A 19,516-nucleotide genomic window follows, 5' to 3' on the forward strand; every position below is an offset into this window, starting at 1 on the left:
CTTATTGCTCATCCGTCAGTTCGACCGTGCGCAGGAAGAAGTCGAGCGTCTCATCAACCGTCTGGCGCATCGCCACCGTCGGCTCCCATTGCAGACAGCGTTTAGCGTTGCGAATGCTCGGTTTGCGGTGCTCAACATCCTGGTAGCCTTTGCCGTAATAGCTGCTGCTCTCAACGTCGCGGAAACCAGCAAAAGGCGGGAAACGGTGGCGCAGCGGATGCTGCTCAAAGCTCTCCAGCAGCATCTCGGCAAGCTCCTTGATACTGGCTTCGTTATCCGGGTTGCCGATATTGATAATCTCCCCGTCACAGCGCCCGTCGCGGTTTTCAATAATGCGGAACAGCGCTTCGATGCCGTCGCTGATATCGGTAAAGCAGCGCTTCTGTTTTCCGCCCTCCACCAGCTTGATTGGCGAACCTTCCACCAGGTTGAGGATCAGCTGGGTGATGGCGCGGGAGCTGCCGATGCGCGCAGCATTGAGATTATCCAGACGCGGCCCCATCCAGTTAAAGGGACGGAAGAGGGTAAATCGCAGCCCCTCTTTCTCGCCATACGCCCAAATCACGCGGTCAAGAAGCTGCTTCGACACCGAGTAGATCCAGCGCTGCTTGCTTACCGGCCCGACCACCAGGTTCGAGTTATCCTCATCAAACACTTTATCGGTGCACATGCCGTACACTTCCGAGGTCGACGGGAAGATGATGCGTTTGTTGTACTTCACGCAGTCGCGGATGATCTTCAGGTTCTCTTCAAAATCGAGTTCGAAGACGCGCAGCGGGTTACGGGTGTACTCAATCGGCGTGGCGATCGCCACCAGCGGCAGCACCACATCGCATTTTTTAATGTGGTACTCAATCCATTCGGAATGGATGCTGATATCGCCTTCGACAAAGTGAAAACGTGGGCAGTCGAGAAAACGGCCGATGGCGTCAGAACCAATATCGAGGCCGTGAACCTCGTAGTTATCGTCGCGCAGCAGGCGCTCCGTCAGATGGTTGCCGATAAAGCCGTTTACCCCGAGGATCAGCACGCGAGTGCGGCGTTTTACCGCAACGACCGGTTTGCTGCTCAACAGCGCCCCGGCCACCAGCCCCAGTGACTGCGCCAGCTGTGCGCCCTGCATATAAACACCCTTTTCAGTCTGACCGGTCATCACCTCCAGCGCGCCCTCGCCGCAGGCGATAATCAGCGGCGCGACGGAGATAACGGTTCCGGCACGTGCTGGCGCCACATCATTGCGTACGCGGGATTTCCAGACGATAAATTTGTGCGTGCCAACAAAGCTGAACGCGCCCGGCCACGGATCGCTCACCGCGCGCACCAGGTTGTGCAGGGTTTGCGCCGGTTTTTCCCACTCCAGCCGCCCATCTTCCGGCGTGCGGCGGCCCACGTAGCTCGCCTTGCTCTCATCCTGCGCGGTTTCGCTGAAGGTACCGCTTTTCAGCGTCGGTAACACCCCTTCCAGCAGATGCTTTGCGCTCTCAGTCAGTTTACGGTGCAGCGACAGCGCATCATCGGCGTCGGCAATCTCGACCGCTTGCTGGGCGATAATCGCTCCGGCATCGGCACGGGCGATCATGCGGTGCAGCGTGACGCCGGTTTGCGTTTCGCCATTCACCAGCACCCAGTTGAGCGGCGCGCGTCCACGATAGGCGGGCAGCAGTGAACCGTGCAGGTTAAACGCGCCAATGCGCGCGCTGCTCAGAATCGCTTCGCCAAGCAGGTTACGGTAGTAGAACGAGAAAATGACGTCTGGCTTCAACTCGGCAATGCGATCGACCCACAGCGGATGGTTAACGTCATCCGGGGCATAGACCGGAATAGCACGTTCAGCGGCCAGGCGCGCCACCGAGCCGAAAAAGGCGTTTTCCTGGGCGTTGTCGGCATGGGTGAAAATCGCGGCGATATCAAACCCGGCATCCAGTAGCGCCTGCACACCGACGCATCCCATATCGTGATAAGCAAAAACAACGGCTTTCATTGGTTCTTTTCCTCTTGCGAAACGTCATGATCCTGGCGGACAACGCGTTGAATAAAGTAGCGGGGACGGGCGCGCACATCGTTGTAAATGCGCCCGATATACTCCCCAAGCAGGCCCATGCCGATAAACTGTGCGCCGATAAAGGTGAAGAGAATGGCGAAGAGGGTAAACACCCCTTCCCCCGCCCACTGCGCGCCAAACGCCAGCCGCAGGATCACCAGCAGCAGCGACAGCGAGAAGCCAAACAGCGCGATGATGCTGCCAAACACGCTGAGCAGGCGCAGCGGCGTGGTGGTCAGGCAGGTCACCAGGTCGTACATCAGGTTAATCAAGCGCATAAAGCTGTACTTCGAGTCGCCAAACTCACGCTCGGCGTGCTGCACCGGGATCTCGACCGCCCGGCGGGCAAAGGTGTTGGCGAGGATCGGAATGAATGTGCTGCGCTCGTGGCAGCGCAGCATGGCGTCAACAATATGGCGGCGATAGGCGCGCAGCATGCAGCCGTAGTCGCCCATCGCTTTCCCGGTAGCGCGCTGAATCAGATGGTTAACGCCGCGCGACGCCAGCTTGCGAAACAGGCTGTCCTGCCGGTTTTGCCGCACGGTACCCACCACGTCATACCCTTCGTTGGCTTTTGCCACCAGGCGCGGGATCTCCTCCGGTGGATTTTGCAGATCCGCATCCAGAGTAATGACCAGATCGCCGGAGACATGGCTGAAACCGGCCATGATCGCCGAGTGCTGACCGTAGTTGCGGTTAAGCAGCACCGCGACGATATGGCTGTCGGGCTGCTCTGCTGCGTCGGTCAGCATCTGCGCGGAGTCATCGCTGCTTCCGTCATCCACCAGCAGGATTTCGTAATCGATACCGATTTGCGCGCAGCTGGTGGTGGTGCGGCGAATCAGCTCCGGCAGGCTCTCCTGTTCGTTATAAACCGGGATCACCACCGAGACTTTTTCGATAAGCGGAAGGGTGAACATATCAGCAGCCTGCAATCTGTTTAAGTGCGTCAATGACGCGGGTTGTGTCGTCATGGGTCATATCCGGAAAGAGCGGCAGGGAACAGATACGCGCGCTGTTCCACTCCGTGTCGGGAAGAGTGGTCGGGAATGTCTCGCGGTAGTATTTCTGGGTATGCGCCGCGCGGAAATGGAGGCCGGTGCCGATACCCTGTGCTTTTAGCCGCTCCATCAGCGCATCGCGGGAGAGGCCGCAGCGCTGCTCGTCGACGCGGATAATAAACAGATGCCAGGCGTGCTGATGGGGCCAGGAAGGCAGCGCCAGCGGCTGAAACGGCGTCTGGGCCAGTTCAGTCAGATAGCGTTGGGCAATCTCCTGGCGGCGGGCATTGGCGATCGGCAGTTTATCGAGCTGCACCAGCGCAATAGCGGCGTTGATATCCGCCAGGTTGTATTTAAAGCCCGGTGAGATCACCTCCGCCTGCGGCGCACGGCCGTGGGTCTGGCGATCGTAGGCATCAACGCCGAGGCCATGAAACTTCAGGCTGCGAATGCGGTTTGCCAGCGCTTCGTCATCGGTCACCACCAGCCCGCCTTCGGCGCAGGTCATATTTTTGATGGCGTGGAAGGAGAAGATCGCGCTACCGCGTGCGCCAACGTGGTGGCCTTTGTAGTAAGTGCCCGCAGCGTGCGCGGCATCTTCAATCACCGGAATGCCATACTTTTCACCAAGGGCGTGAATGGCGTCGATATCCACCGGCGCGCCAGCGTAGTGCACCGGCACAATCGCTTTGGTGCGCGGCGTGATCGCCGCTTCGATCGCTTCAGGCGTCACCATCAGCGTGTCACGATCAACATCGATCATCACCGGCTTCGCGCCCAGTAGCACGATCATATTCAGCGTGGAGACCCAGGTCATGGAGGGGGTAATCACTTCGTCGCCCGCGCCAATGCCCAGCGCCATTAACGTCACGTGCATCCCCGCCGTTGCCGAGCTGACAGCAATGGCGTGCTGGTTGCCGGTCAGCGTGCAAAAGGCCGCTTCAAGCGCCTGATTTTTCGGGCCGGTGGTGATCCATCCCGACGCCAGCACCTGCTGGATGGCGGCGAGTTCATCCTCTCCCATCGATGGGCGTGAAAAGGGTAAAAATTCACTCATCATTTTTTCCTGGCATCAACGGCATATTAGAAACCTGCCACAGTGAAACATGTAATGGGAATAAAATGGCGCACAAAACTTAAATGGAAATAGAATGAATGCACGATTTCAGTACTTTTTACCGAAAAAGTGATAATGATGAGAGTAGCAGTAAAAGATTAGGACAAGATTAAGAAATTAATTTACAGATAAAAATACAAAAACCAGTAAAAACAAAAAACATATAATACATAGAGTATTTAACACTGTGATTACTGTCAAAAAAGTGCAATAAAAAACGCCCATTCAGTCAATGAATGAGCGTTATCTTAATTATTTAAACGGAATGACAACGAATCACAAATAGTCTTATTTTTCTGCAAACAATTATTTCATTAGCCACACCGTTAATAACGTCATTAATATGAAACTATTCTGATAAGTTTCGCGGGAAATTAGCCGGTAATTCACTGGCCGGGCAGGCAATTACCTGCTCATTATTCTCGCCACAGTCGCGCACGAACGTAATGGTGGCAAACTCATCAATCACTTCCGTCGGGTAAGCCGGGCCTGCTTCGCGCAGGGATTCCATTAGCGCAATATGATCGTTCTGGAAGCAGACGGTTTTCTCCGGGTTGTTGATCACCCAGCGTGGGAAAAAGATGGTGCCGTGGAACAGGCGATCGCCGAGGTTGGCAATCAGGCTGACATCGGTACCGGTCGGCTCAGTCCAGGAAATTTTATAGATGCTTTCGCCAACGCGAACGATATAGACCCGCTGATCTTTCACCCAACGGTTCGCCACAATCCCGCTGTGAATGCGGTAATCAATAGTGTTGGCATTTTTGACATACAGCTCGTAGTTCCAGCCATTATCGTAGGTGTAGACCAGATGTTTACCGACAAAGCCACTCAAATCATGTTTATCAAAGCTGCTCATATCTCATCTCCTCTTGTTGTTGAGGAGATCGTACCTCTGCAAAAAACCAATGAATAACGCTATATTTGCATCAAATTCATTCATAAATTAGATGAGTTATGCATAAGAGCACGCTGGAACAATGGTCGCTGCTGCAAAAAGTGGTCGAGCTGGGCAGCTTTGCCAGGGCAGCGGAAGAGACGCACCGCAGCCAGTCTTCTGTCAGCTATAACCTGGCGCTCCTGCAGGAGCGGCTCGGCGTCGCGCTGCTGGTGCCGGAGGGACGGCGAGCTGTACTGACGCCTGCAGGCGAACTGCTGCTCAGCCAGGTAAAACCGCTGCTGAAAGCCTTTGAGTGGGTGGAGACTCGCGCCGCTACGCTGCGTAACGGTATGCGCACCCGGCTGGATCTGGTCGTTGATAGCATCTTTCCCCGCGCGCGGCTGTTCGCCATCCTGCGCCAGTTCCAGCACTGTTACCCGCAAACCCAGGTACGTCTGACCGAAGTGCTGGAAACCGCGCCGGACGACGCGCCAAGCTACGCGCAGGCGGATGTGATGGTACTGACCCGCCGCCAGGATATGACCGGGCGGGGGGAGTGGTTGATGAATATCGATTTTGTCTGCGTGGCCCATCGCGATCACCCTCTCAGCGCGGCGCAGCAGGTGAGCGAAGCGATGCTCGCCGCCTGGCCGCAGATCCGCATCGCCGAAAGCGATGCCCGGCAGACGCCGGTGGCGCAGGAGGCATGGACCTTTTCCACCATCGATGCTGCCATCGAAGCGGTGCAGTATCAGGTCGGTTACGGCTGGCTGCCGCAGGAGCGAATTGCGCCGCTGCTGGCAAGCGGTCAGTTGAAAGCGCTGCCGCTCAAGCACGGCGCACGCCGTGCCACGCCGCTGCATCTGATCGTTAAAAAAGACCTCGCCCCGCTTGATGAGCAGGTAGAGATGCTGCTGCAGCTGTTTAAAGCACAATGAGCCATCATGCCCACAAACCGCCCCACACCCGTAGGCCGGATAAGGCGCAGCCGCCATCCGGCAATCCGCCCGCCGAAATTAATCCCGCCCAACCGCCCGCCGTTTGATCCAAAACATATCATTCGTATGATGAATAACTAAAATCGTCATACTTTCCCGCCAATGACGTTTCGTCAGGACGCTTACGTGTTTTTCTACCGTTATGCTGGCGCTCTGCTGCTGCTCTGCGCATCGTTTGCCCCTTTCGCGGCAACGGAGACCCTCACCACCGCCTGGCCGGTGAATGTCGGCCCGCTCAACCCTCACCTCTACACCCCGAACCAGATGTTCGCGCAAAGTATGGTTTACGAACCGCTGGTGAAATACCAGGCCGACGGTACCGTGCGCCCGTGGCTGGCAACAGGCTGGCGCCATTCGCCGGATGGCAAAAGCTGGGTCTTTACCCTGCGCGACGGCGTGACCTTCTCCAACGGAGAACCCTTTAACGCCGAAGCGGCAGCGGAAAACTTTCGCGCGGTGCTGGATAACCGCTCGCGCCACGCCTGGCTGGAGTTGGTAAACCAGATAAGCGAAGTGAAAGCCTTAAGCCCCAATCAGTTACAAATCACGCTCAAAAGTGCCTATTACCCCTTCTTGCAAGAGCTTGCCCTGCCGCGCCCGTTTCGTTTTATCGCCCCGTCGCAGTTTAAAAACCATGAAACCCTGAACGGCATTGTCGCCCCCATCGGCACCGGGCCGTGGGTTTTACAGGAATCACGCCTGAATCAATATGACGTAATGGTGCGCAACGAGCGCTACTGGGGCGCAAAACCGGCGCTGGCAAAAGTGGTGATTAAGGTGATCCCCGATGCCACCAGCCGCGCCGTGGCGTTTGAAACCGGCGAGATTGACCTGCTCTACGGCAACGAAGGGTTGCTGACGCTCGATACCTTCGCCCGCTACCGCCAGAACCCGCAGTGGCGCACCCAGCTCTCCGCGCCGGTGGAAACGGTGATGCTGGCGCTCAACTCCGCCCGCGCGCCGACCAACGAGCTGGCGGTGCGCGAAGCGCTGAACTATGCAGTGGATAAAAAAAACCTTATCGACGGCGCGCTGTACGGTACGCAGCAGGTCGCCGACACACTGTTCGCTCCGGGCGTGCCCTACGCCAATATTGGCCTTAAAGCGCGTCAGTACGATCCTGCCCGCGCCAGGGCACTGCTGGAAAAAGCGGGCTGGTTATTGCCCGCCGGGAAAACCATTCGCGAAAAAGCGGGCCAGCCGCTGCATATTGAGCTGGCCTTCACAGGCACCGACGCGCTGAGCAAATCGATGGCGGAGATTATTCAGGCCAACCTGCACCAGGTCGGCGTTGATATTGCGCTGGTCGGTGAAGAGGAGAGCAGCATCTACGCCCGCCAGCGCGACGGGCGTTTCGGCATGATCTTCAACCGCAGTTGGGGCGCGCCCTACGACCCGCACGCGTTTATCAGTTCGATGCGTGTGCCATCGCATGCCGATTACCAGGCGCAGCAGGGTTTGCCTGACAAGGCGCTAATCGACAAAGAGATTAGCGAGGTGCTTACCGCCCGCGATGAGGCGACGCGGCAGGCACTCTACCGCGATATTCTTACCCGTTTGCATACCGAGGCGGTCTATCTGCCCATCAGCTATGTGTCGACGATGGTGGTGGCGAAGCCGGAGCTGGGGGCGATCCCGTTTGCGCCCGTTGCCGCTGAGATCCCGTTTGATCAGATCAAATCGGGCAGCGCGCAATGAGCCGCTACATCATAAAGCGCCTGCTGCTGCTGATCCCGATGATCCTTGCCGCCTCGGGGGGCATTTTCCTGCTGCTGCGCCTCGGCACGGGCGACCCGGCGCTCGATTACCTGCGCTTGTCCAACCTGCCGCCGACGCCGCAGATGATTGCTGCCACGCGCGTGGCGCTGGGGCTGGATCAGCCGTTAGTTGATCAGTACGCCCACTGGTTGTGGCGGGCGCTGCATCTCGACTTTGGCCTCTCCTACGCCACCCAGCGCCCGGTGCTGGAGGATGTGCTGCGCTTTCTGCCCGCCACATTGCAGCTGGCGGGCGCTGCGCTGGTGCTGATCCTGCTGACCTCGCTACCACTCGGTATCTGGGCGGCGCGACACCGCGATAAGTGGCCTGATTTTGTTGTCCGCGCGGTGGCGTTTCTTGGCGTCTCAATGCCCAACTTCTGGCTCGCCTTTCTGCTGGTGATGCTCTTTTCCGTGCATCTGCACTGGCTGCCCGCGCTCGGTTACGGCGGCTGGCAGCACCTGATTCTGCCCGCCGTCTCTATCGCGCTGATGTCGCTTGCCATCAATGCGCGTCTGCTGCGCGCCAGCCTGCTGGAGGCCGCCGGGCAGCGCCACGTCACCTGGGCGCGGCTGCGCGGGCTTAGCGAGAAGCAGACCGAGCGGCGGCATATTTTACGCAACGCTTCGCTGCCGGTGATCACCGCGCTGGGGATGCACATTGGCGAGCTGATTGGCGGCACGATGATTATAGAGAGCATCTTCGCCTGGCCAGGCATTGGCCGCTACGCCGTCTCGGCGATCTTCAACCGCGACTACCCGGTGATCCAGTGCTTTACGCTGGTGATGGTGATAGTTTTCGCCCTCTGTAACCTGGGGGTGGATCTGCTGAGCGCCGCGCTCGATCCGCGCGTCCGTCACCATGAAGGAGCACGCTGATGCACTTTCTCCACACCGCGCGCTGGCCGGTGCGCCTCGCCCTGCTGATACTGGCGCTGCTGTTTATCATCGCTCTGAGTTGCCAGTGGTGGCTGCCCTTCGATCCGCAGGCTATCGACCTGCCTGCGCGGCTGCTGCCGCCCGATAGCCAGCACTGGCTCGGCACGGATCATCTCGGGCGCGACATCTTCTCCCGGCTGCTGAGCGCCACCCGCGTGTCGCTCGGGTCGGTGCTCTGCTGCCTGCTGCTGGTGCTGATCCTCGGGCTGAGCGCCGGCGGTTGCGCGGGGCTGCTTGGCGGGCGCGTTGACCAGTTCATCATGCGTATCGCCGATCTCTTTATGACCTTTCCCACCTCGATCCTGTCGTTTTTTATGGTCGGCGTGCTCGGCACCGGCCTGAGCAATGTGATTATCGCCATCGCCCTCTCCCACTGGGCCTGGTATGCACGCATGGTGCGCAGCCTGGTGTTGTCGCTGCGCAGCCGCGAGTACGTGCTGGCGGCGCGCCTTAGCGGAGCCGGTTATCTGCACCTGTTTCGTGACCACCTCGCGGGCGCGATTGTGCCATCGCTGCTGGTGCTGGCGACGCTGGATATCGGCCATATGATGCTGCATGTCGCCGGGATGTCCTTTCTCGGCCTCGGCGTCAGCGCGCCGACGCCGGAGTGGGGAGTGATGATCAATGACGCGCGGCAGTTTATCTGGACGCAGCCGCTGCAAATGCTGTGGCCTGGGCTGGCGCTGTTTCTCAGCGTCATGGCCTTCAACCTGGTGGGCGACGCGCTGCGCGACCATCTCGATCCGCATTTAGTCACGGAGCACGCCCACTGATGGCTACGCAATTGAGCCTGCAACACCTCATGCTTTCGGCCGCGCGAACGCTGGTTGACGATCTCTCTCTTACCCTACGGCGCGGCGAGGTGCTGGCGCTGGTCGGTGCCAGCGGCAGCGGTAAATCCCTCACCTGCGCGGCGGCGCTTGGCGTGCTGCCCGCAGGCGTTCGACAGACGGCGGGCGCGGTGCTGATCGACGGCCAGCCGGTTTGCCCCCAGGCGCTGCGCGGCGTGACGGTGGCGACGGTGATGCAAAACCCACGCAGCGCGTTCAACCCGCTGCGAACCATGGCTGACCACGCGCGGGAGAGCTGCCTGGCGCTGGGTAAACCGTTCAGTGAAGCGCATGCCATCGCCGCACTGGAGGCGGTCGGCCTGCGCGATGCGCGCCGCATTCTCGCCCTTCACCCTTTTGAGATGAGCGGCGGCATGCTGCAACGGGTGATGATTGCGCTGGCGCTGCTGGCCGACGCGCCCTTTCTGATCGCCGATGAGCCGACCACCGATCTCGACGCCATCGCCCAGGCCAGTATCCTTGACCTGCTCGACTCCCTGATGCAGCAGCACCAGCCGGGAATGCTGCTGGTAACGCACGATATGGGCGTAGTGGCACGCCTCGCCGATCGGGTGGCAGTGATGGATAACGGGCGCATTATCGAGCGCGGCCCGGTCAGTGCGATTTTTCACGCGCCGCAGCATCCGCTGACCCGCCAGCTAGTGAGCGCTCACCTGGCGCTCTACGGTATGGAGCTTGCGCAATGACCCTTCTCACTGTTAACCAACTCTCACACTCCTACCGCCACCAAAGGGTGCTGACAGAGATCTCCCTGACGCTGCAGCAGGGTGAAACCGTCGCCCTGCTCGGGCGCAGCGGCTGCGGCAAGAGCACGCTGGCGCGCCTGCTGGTCGGGCTGGAAGCGCCAGAGCAAGGCCACGTCTGCTGGCGTGGAACGCCACTTTCGACGCTTGATCGCGCCGCGCGCCGCGATTTTCGCCGCGATGTGCAGATGGTATTTCAGGACCCGGTTAGCGCGGTCAACCCGCGCATGACGGTGCGCGACATCGTGTGCGAACCACTCCGCCATCTGGCCAGGCTCAACAAAGCGCAGCAGCTCCAGCGCATCGTGCAATTGCTTGCAGAGGTCGAGCTGGGGCCAGATTTATTAGAGAAACGCCCCATGCAGCTGAGCGGCGGTCAGCTGCAGCGTGTCTGCCTCGCCCGGGCGCTGGCGGTCGCGCCGGGGTTACTGATTCTGGATGAAGCGGTCTCCAGCCTCGATCGCGTGGTGCAAAGCGGCATCATCGCCCTGCTGCAACGCCTGCAACAGCGCTCCGGCGCGGCGTGCCTGTTTATCACCCACGATCTGCGCCTGGTGGAGCGCTTCTGCCAGCGGGTGCTGGTGATGGATGCCGGGCAGATCGTCGAAAACGTCACCGTCAGTGCGCCGCTGCGCTTTAGCTCCATTGCGGGCCGGGCGCTACAACAGGCGGTGTTACCCGCCCTCCCTTCACTTCGCCCGAGGAACCCGCTATGCAACGCGTTACCCTAACGCTTGATGACGATCTGCTCGCCGCCCTGGACGCGCTAAGCCAGCGGCGCGGCTACCACAACCGCTCAGAAGCCGCACGCGATCTGCTGCGCGGCGCACTGGTGCAAGAGGCTCCGGCGGATCAGCAGAAGCAGGGCTTTGCTGTGCTGACCTACGTGTATGAACATGAGAAGCGCGAGCTGGCAAGCCGCCTTGTCGCCACTCAGCACCACCATCACGATCTCTCAGTGGCCACCCTGCACGTGCACATCAGCCATGACGACTGCCTTGAGATTGCCGTACTAAAAGGCAAACGCGGCGAGATTGAGCATTTCGCCGATGAGGTGATCGCCCAGCGCGGCGTGCGCCACGGCCATTTACAGTGTCTGGCGCAGGACCACCATACCCACAGCTGATGCTTTTTCGCCCGCACGGCGCCACATGTGCCAGGCTTATTTATTTGCCAAATCCACGTGATAAGGAGCGAATGATGAAGATTGATCTGAGCGGAAAAGTAGCGCTGGTTACCGCCTCGACGGGCGGGATTGGTTTCGCAATTGCGACCGGGCTGGCGCAGAGCGGTGCAGAGGTGATCCTCAACGGGCGCAGCGACGAGACGGTCAACAAGGCCAAAGCGGCGTTAACCCAGCACGTGAGCGGCGCTCGTGTGCGTACCGCTGTTGCCGATCTTGGCTCGGCGGAAGGCGTGGCTTCCCTGCTTGAGGCGGCCTCCGGGGTTGATATCCTGGTCAATAATGCCGGTATTTATGGCCCGCAGGATTTCTACGTCACCGATGACGAGACCTGGGAGAATTACTGGCAGACCAACGTCATGTCCGGCGTGCGGCTGGCACGCGCGCTGCTGCCCGCAATGGTCGATAAAGGCTGGGGCCGCGTGGTGTTTATCTCCTCCGAGTCTGCCCTGAATATTCCGGCAGATATGATCCACTATGGCGTGACCAAAACGGCGCAGTTGTCGCTGGCGCGCGGGCTGGCGAAGTTTGTTGCCGGCAGCGGCGTCACGGTCAACAGCGTATTACCGGGGCCAACGATGTCCGACGGTTTCGCCGGCATGATGCAGGAAGAGATGGAGAGAACCGGTAAGTCGCTGGAGACGCTGGCGAAAGAGTTTGTGATGGCGAATCGCCCCTCATCGGTTATCCAGCGCGCCGCCACCGTTGAAGAGGTGGCGAATATGGTGGTTTATGTTTGCTCAACGCAGGCGTCGGCGACCTCCGGCGCAGCGCTGCGCGTCGATGGCGGCGTGGTGGACGATATCGTTTAAACGAGCCAGGAGGTTGTATGCGACGTTTTCCCCGCCGCGCGCTACTGCTCGCGTTGCTCTTCACCGGTGCGGCGCAGTCCGCGGAGTATGGTGGCCAGCTTGAAGGGTTCACCTACCCGTGGCCGCTGATGCACTTTGAGTTTCAGTCCCAGCGCCAGCCCTTAAGCATGGGGTATATGGATATCTCCGCCGATAAACCGAACGGCGAAACCGTGGTGCTGCTGCACGGCAAAAACTTTTGCGCCGCCACCTGGGAGAGCACCATTACCGCGCTGCATGATGCCGGTTACCGGGTGATTGCCCCCGATCAGATTGGCTTCTGCACCTCCACTAAACCGGCCAATTACCAGTACAGCTTCCAGCAGCTGGCGGAGAACACCCATCAGTTGCTGGCGAAGCTGGGAGTGAAAAAAGCGGTGATTATTGGGCACTCCACCGGCGGCATGCTGGCGACGCGCTATGCGTTGATGTACCCGAAAGAGACGCAGAAGCTGGTGATGGTTAACCCGATTGGTCTTGAGGACTGGAAGGCGAAGGGGGTGCCCTATCGCAGCGTGGATGCGTGGTATCAGCGCGAGCTGAAAACCACCGCGCAGAGCATTAAAGCCTACGAGCAGAAGACCTATTACATGGGTGAATGGAAGCCGGAATACAATAAATGGGTTGAGATGCTGGCGGGGTTAAATAACGGTCCGGGCAAAACGCGCGTGGCGTGGAACTCAGCGCTGATCTACGACATGATTTACACCCAGCCGGTCTTCTATGAGTTCAAGGATTTACGCGTGCCTACCACATTGTTTATCGGGACCGGTGATACGACCGCGCCCGGCAGCGATGATGCGCCGCCGGAAGTGAAAAAGGCGGTCGGCAACTACAAGGTATTGGGCAAAGAGGCGGCGGAGCTGATCCCCGATGCCCGGCTGGTGGAGTTTGATGGCTTAGGCCATGCGCCGCAGATGCAGGACCCGGCGACGTTTCACCGGGCGCTGCTCGACGATCTGGCAAAGTGAAGGATTGAAGAGAAAGGCCCGCTCATTGCGGGCCTTTGTATTACACCTGACGCGCGGCGAAGAAGGCCAGCGTCTCTTCCAGGGATTTCGCCTGCTCCTCCAGCGACATGGCCGCGGCGGAGATCTGCTGCACCAGCGAGGCGTTCTGCTGGGTGGCGCTATCCATCTGGTTTACCGCCACGCTGACCTGGTTGATGCCCTTGGTCTGCTCATCGAGCGCCTGCACGATTTCGTTGATCACCAGGTGAACGTTGGAGACCGCCTCGATGATCTGCTTCATCATCGCGCCGGTTTGATTCACCAGCGCCACGCCTTTGCTGACGCGCCCGGTCGACTCATCAATCAGCGTTGAAATCTCTTTCGCCGCATTGGCGCTGCGCTGCGCCAGGCTGCGCACTTCGCCTGCAACCACGGCAAAACCACGCCCCTGCTCACCGGCGCGTGCCGCTTCCACGGCGGCGTTCAGCGCAAGGATATTGGTCTGGAAAGCGATGCCGTCGATGATGCTGTTGATATCGCCGATCTTCTGCGCGCTTTCGTCGATTTTATTAATGACCTCGACCACTTCATCAACCAGCGCTTCGCCCTGCCCGGCGATGTCAGTCGCCTGTTCGGTAAGACGCGTCGCTTTGTGGGCGTTATCGGCGTTATTTTTCACCGTGACGGCAATCTGCTCCATGCTCGCCGCAGTTTCCACTATCGCCGCCGCCTGCTCTTCGGTGCGCGAAGCGAGATCGAGGTTACCGGCGGCAATTTCGCTACTGCCCGCACGCACTGAGTTACTGGCATCGGTGATGGTGCTGACAATCCGGTGCAGCTGCCCCTGCATGGCGTGCAGCGCGTAGAAGATGCTGCTGCTGTCGCCCCTCTGCACGGGAATGGTGCTGCTGAGATCGCCCTGCGCAACCGAAAGTGCAATCTCTGCCGCCTCCGATGGCTCACCGCCCACCGGGCGTGCGACTTTGCGGGTAAAGACCAGCGCCACCACCAGGCTGACGATAATAATGCTTAGCACCATCATCACAATCGCGTTCATCAGGAAGTGCCAGGCTTCCGCCATCACCACGCTGACCGGCGTGATAATTGCCAGCTTCCACGGCGTGCCGCTGTTGCCAACCGCAATGGTGCGCCAGGTAATAAATGCCGGTTCGCCGAGCTGCGGATCGTCAAAACGCACCACCTCGCTGCCCGTAATGGTGCCCTTGTAGGGCTTGCCGATCGCCGCTTTGTCGGGGCTGGAGACGACATTATTCTCCGCTGACAGCAGCACGGCATAGCCGACGCCGTCCCACGGTTTGATGGCACCAATTCGTTTTTGCAGCGTCTCCAGCGAGAAATCGGACGTGACCGAACCCTGGAACTTGCCGTTGCGCATAATCGGCGCGGCGATGGAGGTAAGCATCACATCGACCCCGTTGTAGGGGTAGATATAGGGCTCGATAATCACCTCTTTCTGGCGCTGGCGCGGCAGCACATAGTAGTTGCCGCTGCCCGGCGTTTCGTAATCGAGCAAGTTGTGCAGAGACGGGTTGCCTGCCGAGTCACGATCGACATAGCGGGCGTAGCGCCCGGCGGGATCCTGCTCCGGTTTGCCGGCGAACTCGCCATCTTTACCGTCGAAAGCGTTCGGTTCAAACGCCAACGACATTGAGAGGAAATCGCTGTGCGCATGCAGGTAGTCGCGCAGGAGTTGATCCAGCCCTTTGCGATCCGCAAGGCCTGCTTCACGCAGTGACCAGGCGCTATTACCGACATCGCGCGCTGCAACCAGGGCGGAATCAAGCTGCTGGCTCACCTGCAGGGTTTCGGTTTGAGCTATCTGCTGCAGATGTTTCTTCGCCACCGCCTCCTGCTGCGCCATCGCTTGCCATATCAGCAGGCCAATGGTCACAAGAAAACCGGCGGTTATTGTGACAAAGATGGATATCAACATCAGCGTCCTGGCTTTGAGCTTTTTCCCGGTGCTTCTTTTGACTGACATAACTTCTCCGATATGGCTTGGCGCGGGGCGCATGACGGATATATCGGACGAATGTGCGCAAAAGTTATACCGCTTTTAAATTAAATTTGTGTCTGTCACGCGAGCGGGATGCGCTGGAAATCGCTTTGTGAGGAAAATCAAAGGCAAAACACTCAGGTGAGCAACTGGTCGATGCTCTTAGCGACAGGCTCCAGCGGCAGCGCGCCAAGGGCGCCCAGATCCTGTCTGTAGATTGTCTCACTTCGCGATTTACCGTGGATAAAGTAGCCCAGATCGCCATCCTGCCCAATCAGCAGATACTCGGGCTCCACCTGCTGGATGGCATAGGTGTTGTTTCGCTCCAACAGATCGCCATGGGCGAAAAGGTAAATCACATCACCTTCGGGGGTGGTGATTTCGGTAGCGTCGCGCTGCACCGTGAGAAAGCGTGCGTAACGCTCCGGTAACGTCAGGTGATGAGTAGTTTTGAAGGCGTCCAGAGTGGCCTGCAACAGGGTGTTACTCATCTTTTTTTACCTCGTTTTCGTGAAACTTGCGGTGCCCACGAAGAGTAGTCGCTGACTACAATCTCAAAAAGTTGCAGATCGCCCGGGATGTGATGGAGATGATCGGCAATTTCGTCATAGGGTGAAGGAAGAGGAAAAATGAGCCCGTAATCACCATCCACAATTAGCGCACCGTTGATCAGCAGGACGCTGTTGCTGCGGAGCGTAAGCTGCTCCATGGTAATACCGGTATAGAGCCTGTTCTTGTACTTACCGCGATAGTTCTGGTTACAGGTGACAGAGACGATAATGTCGTTTGCATCGGTGAAGATCGATACCGTATTGCCATCAAGGAAATAGCCTTGCATGTCGCCCAACTGCGTTGCAGAGGGGTACTCCTTTGTCTCGACATCAAAACGATTAAGCATCTCCTCAAGATAATCATCCACGCAATGCCCCAGGTGGATATTAGCAAGGGAGTTGAAGCTAATAATATTGGCATTGAAATCAATCATGATTTAACAGGCCGTGAGGTTTTAAGGGAGCTAATATGGAATGTTTTAAAATTGATTACCATAGCCATCGACTTGTAAATTTTAAGAAAAATAAGGATAAAAAATCAGAAAGGCAGCACCCCCTTAAAAGAAGAAAAGCACTCTATTTTCACATCCTTACTCTGAAAATAAAACAACGCATCAGTAATGCTATTATGCGCAACTATCTCTTCACTACCATAATCTTCAACCATTTCTATCTTATCTTCAGGTATGCAAAATTGATAAGATAAATAGCTACCCGCCTCTTTTTTGATCGCATATTGATAGAAAAACAACCGCCCATCAACCTCTTTAATTTCACTGAAGCCTCTAACCTTACCGTTATTTACAGCTGTAATGATCAGCGAAACCATTGAATCGTCCATTTAGCGCAATCCTCATTATAAACACGCCGGAAAACAGATTATTGATAGTGAGTATATTCACTCACTACTCTTATGTTGAAGCATAGGTTACCTGAAGACGGGCGTTGAAAATCTGAAATGAAGTTTCTCAGGAATTAGGAACATAGATATGCCTCCCGGCCTTTTGAACCGTTATTAGCAGACTCATTTGATCGGCTCAGTAGTAATATAGATGCGTATATCTATAAACCTTCGGATTTTAATAACTTAAAGCTATCGCATGCTGATAGTATGTGCTTAAAAAATTCAGGCCTCGGTGTGCGGTTTATATAGAGGAGGAACTTGTAATGCGGGTAGTCTATTTCATCAGGCTCACCATCAAGGAGATCGATATTTTCTTTCAGCACGAGGTGCTCGTTCCCTTTATCTCCAGCGATATAATACACGCCTCCTTGATAGGCGCTATCGTGCTCGTAGAAAATAATATCAAATTCCTTTTCAAGCCAATCACGTGCCTGATTTAAACTTTCTCCAGAAAATGCATATAAATCATAAAAAAACATATCAATTGCCTCAGTTAGCAGGCAGAACTCAGCCCTGCTTGTACTCTCGCTGTTGAATATTAATCGCTACTTACTCTTATGCACTCAATTTTGTCTAACGCAACAGAAGTTTTGAGCTCTTCGAGTGTGCCTAATGAAAGATTATGTAATTCACTAATAGTCAGTAATTCATTAATAAAAGTAATAGCGTCGTCCTTTCTCAACAAGCAATCAGCACGATAATAATCCTTTATTTTTCGCAGATGTCTATAAGAACTCCATCTTGTTGTATTTACGAAGATGGATTGATGTAAAGCCTCGCTAATTTCGAAATGGTGCGTTTTACCTGCGCATTTTATATCTAAATCCAGCGGCATAAGTACCTTTGAACTCTTGTCTATATGTTATGGAATAAAGAGGATGCATCGTAGGAGCCACAGCACTATCGCCAACGTTGATCTAAATAAGGCTCGATAGAATCAATAACCATTGCTTCCGCAGACAGCGTCATGAACTGAACTCCTCTCTCATCTTCAATTCTCAATGAGGTAATATTGCCAGAATGACAGAGTTCAGGAGAACACTCAAAACCGATGCGTTCACCTGACAGCGTTAACTGCTTTAAACCGATAAAAACAAGACCTATAGAAATGGCGTTAAAGTTAACTCCCTTCCATTTTTCAGGCACCGTGGTAGGTATTATTTTTGAATTAAATCGAATTCTCACCTTTGACAGGTCATAGAAAAGAATATTTTCAAACTCAACTCTTTCTATGCTTAACTCATTATTGAACATGAATCTAATTTTTTCATTACCATTGGCGTGATCAAACCACATATTCTCTCGCTAACCTATATTAAACGTAACTTTCTTTCTGGCTCATTGCCAGCTCGCGTTACACTTCAAATGTTAAAGCTAAAATGATGTAAAATCACCGACTCACCAAAGCATAACCCATTGAATTAACGACGAAACTGGTCGTTGTGTGGGTATGGAAACCAGCGTCAAATAGAAAGTAGATGCTGCAAAATTCTACCTATACGTTCTGGCCAAAAAAAACGTTTCTTCATATGAAAAAATTATTCTCTTATCATTTGGGATGTATATCAAACTTGATTCATCACCTGGATAGAAAAAATCATCCCACGCTTTTACTATAATGGCAGGTGAGGATATTAGTGCTGATGACCTTCGTCCCCAAAAGAATATGACCGCATCATAAGATCTTAATTTATCCTGAAAAAAAGATCTGCCTGCATCGACATCATCAAAATCAAGCACCTTTTTTTCAAGGATCTCAAAATGCGAGCTATCTATCTGCATTAATATTTCAAATGGAAAAAAAGCATCCCATAAAAGTTCGGAATCATCTTCGCCCAGCATGATGATTTTTTTCTTATCCTCAACTGATAGCTGGCAATCTTTTGAATTGAAACGCCACGCCACAGGATATTTGTTTTCATCTATCACAAAAGTTGCCTTCATAACCCTCCCCGTTCTGTTGGCTGAAACTGTCCGTTATATTCATATCAGCGGAATGCACCAGGTTGAAATGCTTTTCGGCGAGTAAAGCTTTACCATGAAGTAAGTTCATTAACTGAATCTGCTTCGAAAACCTGAATCCCACTCTGCTGGCAAAAGGACTTAGCCTTTTCCCATATAGCATTCTCAAAAAGAATAACTGTTTGACCTGCCATCGGAGTTAAGAAACAACTAAAGAAAAAGGAATAGTTATTTTTAACAAGGTGGGTTAAAAGAGCCGTACTGACCTTATCGTTGTTATAGAGATTAATAATCTCTGACGCTTCAATAGACAAGCCAGGTAGCTGCGGTAGCCCGGACTGTAGCTTTCTTTTCAATTTTTCTTTTTTATACTCAACTATCCGACGATTGAATGCCTCTACACTCTCTCCATAAAAATACAGGCCACTATTTCCTGGAGTTAAAACGGGTTGTAGAGAGAGACTATTTTGATTGTAGAAATGTAGCTCATGAAATAAAAAATTTAACAGCTTTTTTGATGAGGCGGAGGTAAAACCATAAGGCCCATAGTTAGCTTCATTCCAGTCACATTGATAGCAGATACAATATGCGCAAGTTGGCAGGTGATCTGGAAATTTATTGATACCTGCAATCCAGTCTGAAAGTGGGAACTTGATTACTCTCTCTTTTTTCTGGTTTGTCATTTAAAAGGGCTCATGGCTTGGGTTACGGGTAGTGAATAACAGCACTCAATTCGTTTGAGTGGGCTCGACACGACACAATGGGCTCACA

General features: G+C 55.4%; 21 protein-coding genes. 9 read left to right on the plus strand and 12 right to left on the minus strand.

Annotated features, from left to right (window positions below; genetic code table 11):
* Window position 1: 1 nt before the first annotated feature.
* From arnA to HF650_RS22345, 4 genes are all read right to left on the minus strand, one after another.
* Window positions 2-1,981, minus strand: coding sequence for a bifunctional UDP-4-amino-4-deoxy-L-arabinose formyltransferase/UDP-glucuronic acid oxidase ArnA (arnA, locus tag HF650_RS22330; protein ID WP_187800397.1), 1,980 nt, complete (start codon window positions 1,979-1,981; stop codon window positions 2-4).
* Window positions 1,978-2,961 (minus strand): undecaprenyl-phosphate 4-deoxy-4-formamido-L-arabinose transferase, encoded by a 984-nt coding sequence (arnC, locus tag HF650_RS22335; RefSeq protein WP_187800398.1) that lies wholly within the window; start codon window positions 2,959-2,961, stop codon window positions 1,978-1,980. The genes arnA and arnC overlap by 4 nt, the downstream gene beginning before the upstream one ends.
* A gap of 1 nt (window position 2,962) precedes the next feature.
* Window positions 2,963-4,099, minus strand: coding sequence for a UDP-4-amino-4-deoxy-L-arabinose aminotransferase (gene arnB / locus HF650_RS22340; protein WP_187802790.1), 1,137 nt, complete (start codon window positions 4,097-4,099; stop codon window positions 2,963-2,965).
* A 409-nt stretch (window positions 4,100-4,508) separates the two neighbouring features.
* A complete protein-coding gene (locus tag HF650_RS22345) occupies window positions 4,509-5,018 on the minus strand; it encodes a phenolic acid decarboxylase (RefSeq protein WP_023482074.1) in 510 nt (169 codons plus the stop codon).
* Between the two features lie 98 nt (window positions 5,019-5,116).
* Here HF650_RS22345 and HF650_RS22350 point away from each other — a divergent pair, with 98 nt between their 5' ends.
* From HF650_RS22350 to HF650_RS22390, 9 genes are all read left to right on the plus strand, one after another.
* Window positions 5,117-5,977, plus strand: a complete 861-nt coding sequence (locus tag HF650_RS22350; RefSeq protein WP_187800399.1) for a LysR family transcriptional regulator — start codon at window positions 5,117-5,119, stop codon at window positions 5,975-5,977.
* Window positions 5,978-6,163: 186 nt separating this feature from the next.
* A complete protein-coding gene (nikA, locus tag HF650_RS22355) occupies window positions 6,164-7,735 on the plus strand; it encodes a nickel ABC transporter substrate-binding protein (RefSeq protein ID WP_223284229.1) in 1,572 nt (523 codons plus the stop codon).
* The gene (nikB, locus tag HF650_RS22360; protein WP_187800401.1) at window positions 7,732-8,673 is read left to right on the plus strand and encodes a nickel ABC transporter permease subunit NikB; all 942 of its coding nucleotides are present in this window, start codon (window positions 7,732-7,734) and stop codon (window positions 8,671-8,673) included. The genes nikA and nikB overlap by 4 nt, the downstream gene beginning before the upstream one ends.
* Entirely contained in the window at window positions 8,673-9,506 is an 834-nt protein-coding gene (gene nikC, locus HF650_RS22365) for a nickel ABC transporter permease subunit NikC (RefSeq protein WP_187800402.1), read from the plus strand. The genes nikB and nikC overlap by 1 nt, the downstream gene beginning before the upstream one ends.
* A complete protein-coding gene (gene nikD / locus HF650_RS22370) occupies window positions 9,506-10,270 on the plus strand; it encodes a nickel import ATP-binding protein NikD (RefSeq protein WP_187800403.1) in 765 nt (254 codons plus the stop codon). The genes nikC and nikD overlap by 1 nt, the downstream gene beginning before the upstream one ends.
* Window positions 10,267-11,058 carry a nickel import ATP-binding protein NikE gene (gene nikE / locus HF650_RS22375; RefSeq protein WP_187800404.1) on the plus strand — a complete coding sequence of 264 codons (792 nt, stop codon included), beginning with the start codon at window positions 10,267-10,269 and terminating at the stop codon, window positions 11,056-11,058. The genes nikD and nikE overlap by 4 nt, the downstream gene beginning before the upstream one ends.
* Window positions 11,040-11,453 (plus strand): nickel-responsive transcriptional regulator NikR, encoded by a 414-nt coding sequence (nikR, locus tag HF650_RS22380; protein ID WP_187800405.1) that lies wholly within the window; start codon window positions 11,040-11,042, stop codon window positions 11,451-11,453. The genes nikE and nikR overlap by 19 nt, the downstream gene beginning before the upstream one ends.
* A 74-nt stretch (window positions 11,454-11,527) precedes the next feature.
* Window positions 11,528-12,322: an SDR family NAD(P)-dependent oxidoreductase gene (locus HF650_RS22385; protein ID WP_187802791.1), complete on the plus strand. Its 795-nt coding sequence runs from the start codon at window positions 11,528-11,530 to the stop codon at window positions 12,320-12,322.
* A 17-nt stretch (window positions 12,323-12,339) separates the two neighbouring features.
* On the plus strand, window positions 12,340-13,332 hold the full coding sequence (locus tag HF650_RS22390; RefSeq protein ID WP_187800406.1) for an alpha/beta hydrolase: 993 nt from the start codon (window positions 12,340-12,342) through the stop codon (window positions 13,330-13,332).
* Between the two features lie 40 nt (window positions 13,333-13,372).
* On the opposite strand, the gene HF650_RS22395 is transcribed toward HF650_RS22390, so the two are convergent.
* The 8 genes from HF650_RS22395 to HF650_RS22430 form a co-directional block, all read right to left on the minus strand.
* Window positions 13,373-15,313, minus strand: a complete 1,941-nt coding sequence (locus HF650_RS22395; RefSeq protein ID WP_187800407.1) for a methyl-accepting chemotaxis protein — start codon at window positions 15,311-15,313, stop codon at window positions 13,373-13,375.
* Window positions 15,314-15,465: 152 nt separating this feature from the next.
* On the minus strand, window positions 15,466-15,819 hold the full coding sequence (locus tag HF650_RS22400) for an SMI1/KNR4 family protein (protein ID WP_187800408.1): 354 nt from the start codon (window positions 15,817-15,819) through the stop codon (window positions 15,466-15,468).
* On the minus strand, window positions 15,816-16,247 hold the full coding sequence (locus HF650_RS22405) for a hypothetical protein (protein ID WP_223284230.1): 432 nt from the start codon (window positions 16,245-16,247) through the stop codon (window positions 15,816-15,818). The genes HF650_RS22400 and HF650_RS22405 overlap by 4 nt, the downstream gene beginning before the upstream one ends.
* Window positions 16,248-16,417: 170 nt before the next feature.
* Window positions 16,418-16,720: a hypothetical protein gene (locus HF650_RS22410; RefSeq protein ID WP_187800410.1), complete on the minus strand. Its 303-nt coding sequence runs from the start codon at window positions 16,718-16,720 to the stop codon at window positions 16,418-16,420.
* A 221-nt stretch (window positions 16,721-16,941) separates the two neighbouring features.
* Window positions 16,942-17,262: a hypothetical protein gene (locus HF650_RS22415; RefSeq protein ID WP_187800411.1), complete on the minus strand. Its 321-nt coding sequence runs from the start codon at window positions 17,260-17,262 to the stop codon at window positions 16,942-16,944.
* Between the two features lie 421 nt (window positions 17,263-17,683).
* On the minus strand, window positions 17,684-18,079 hold the full coding sequence (locus HF650_RS22420) for an Imm50 family immunity protein (RefSeq protein ID WP_187800412.1): 396 nt from the start codon (window positions 18,077-18,079) through the stop codon (window positions 17,684-17,686).
* A gap of 195 nt (window positions 18,080-18,274) precedes the next feature.
* Entirely contained in the window at window positions 18,275-18,727 is a 453-nt protein-coding gene (locus tag HF650_RS22425) for a hypothetical protein (protein ID WP_187800413.1), read from the minus strand.
* Window positions 18,728-18,816: 89 nt separating this feature from the next.
* Window positions 18,817-19,428, minus strand: a complete 612-nt coding sequence (locus HF650_RS22430) for a hypothetical protein (protein WP_187800414.1) — start codon at window positions 19,426-19,428, stop codon at window positions 18,817-18,819.
* Window positions 19,429-19,516 lie beyond the last annotated feature (88 nt).

This window comes from Kosakonia sp. SMBL-WEM22 (assembly GCF_014490785.1).
Lineage (GTDB): Bacteria > Pseudomonadota > Gammaproteobacteria > Enterobacterales > Enterobacteriaceae > Kosakonia.

Coding starts and splice junctions, on each gene's coding strand:
- arnA (WP_187800397.1), bottom strand. CDS start 1,981: ATGAAAGCCGTTGTTTTTGCTTATCACGATATGGGATGCGTCGGTGTG.
- arnC (WP_187800398.1), bottom strand. CDS start 2,961: ATGTTCACCCTTCCGCTTATCGAAAAAGTCTCGGTGGTGATCCCGGTT.
- arnB (WP_187802790.1), bottom strand. CDS start 4,099: ATGAGTGAATTTTTACCCTTTTCACGCCCATCGATGGGAGAGGATGAA.
- HF650_RS22345 (WP_023482074.1), bottom strand. CDS start 5,018: ATGAGCAGCTTTGATAAACATGATTTGAGTGGCTTTGTCGGTAAACAT.
- HF650_RS22350 (WP_187800399.1), top strand. CDS start 5,117: ATGCATAAGAGCACGCTGGAACAATGGTCGCTGCTGCAAAAAGTGGTC.
- nikB (WP_187800401.1), top strand. CDS start 7,732: ATGAGCCGCTACATCATAAAGCGCCTGCTGCTGCTGATCCCGATGATC.
- nikC (WP_187800402.1), top strand. CDS start 8,673: ATGCACTTTCTCCACACCGCGCGCTGGCCGGTGCGCCTCGCCCTGCTG.
- nikD (WP_187800403.1), top strand. CDS start 9,506: ATGGCTACGCAATTGAGCCTGCAACACCTCATGCTTTCGGCCGCGCGA.
- nikE (WP_187800404.1), top strand. CDS start 10,267: ATGACCCTTCTCACTGTTAACCAACTCTCACACTCCTACCGCCACCAA.
- nikR (WP_187800405.1), top strand. CDS start 11,040: ATGCAACGCGTTACCCTAACGCTTGATGACGATCTGCTCGCCGCCCTG.
- HF650_RS22385 (WP_187802791.1), top strand. CDS start 11,528: ATGAAGATTGATCTGAGCGGAAAAGTAGCGCTGGTTACCGCCTCGACG.
- HF650_RS22390 (WP_187800406.1), top strand. CDS start 12,340: ATGCGACGTTTTCCCCGCCGCGCGCTACTGCTCGCGTTGCTCTTCACC.
- HF650_RS22395 (WP_187800407.1), bottom strand. CDS start 15,313: ATGTCAGTCAAAAGAAGCACCGGGAAAAAGCTCAAAGCCAGGACGCTG.
- HF650_RS22400 (WP_187800408.1), bottom strand. CDS start 15,819: ATGAGTAACACCCTGTTGCAGGCCACTCTGGACGCCTTCAAAACTACT.
- HF650_RS22410 (WP_187800410.1), bottom strand. CDS start 16,720: ATGGACGATTCAATGGTTTCGCTGATCATTACAGCTGTAAATAACGGT.
- HF650_RS22415 (WP_187800411.1), bottom strand. CDS start 17,262: ATGTTTTTTTATGATTTATATGCATTTTCTGGAGAAAGTTTAAATCAG.
- HF650_RS22420 (WP_187800412.1), bottom strand. CDS start 18,079: ATGTGGTTTGATCACGCCAATGGTAATGAAAAAATTAGATTCATGTTC.
- HF650_RS22425 (WP_187800413.1), bottom strand. CDS start 18,727: ATGAAGGCAACTTTTGTGATAGATGAAAACAAATATCCTGTGGCGTGG.
- HF650_RS22430 (WP_187800414.1), bottom strand. CDS start 19,428: ATGACAAACCAGAAAAAAGAGAGAGTAATCAAGTTCCCACTTTCAGAC.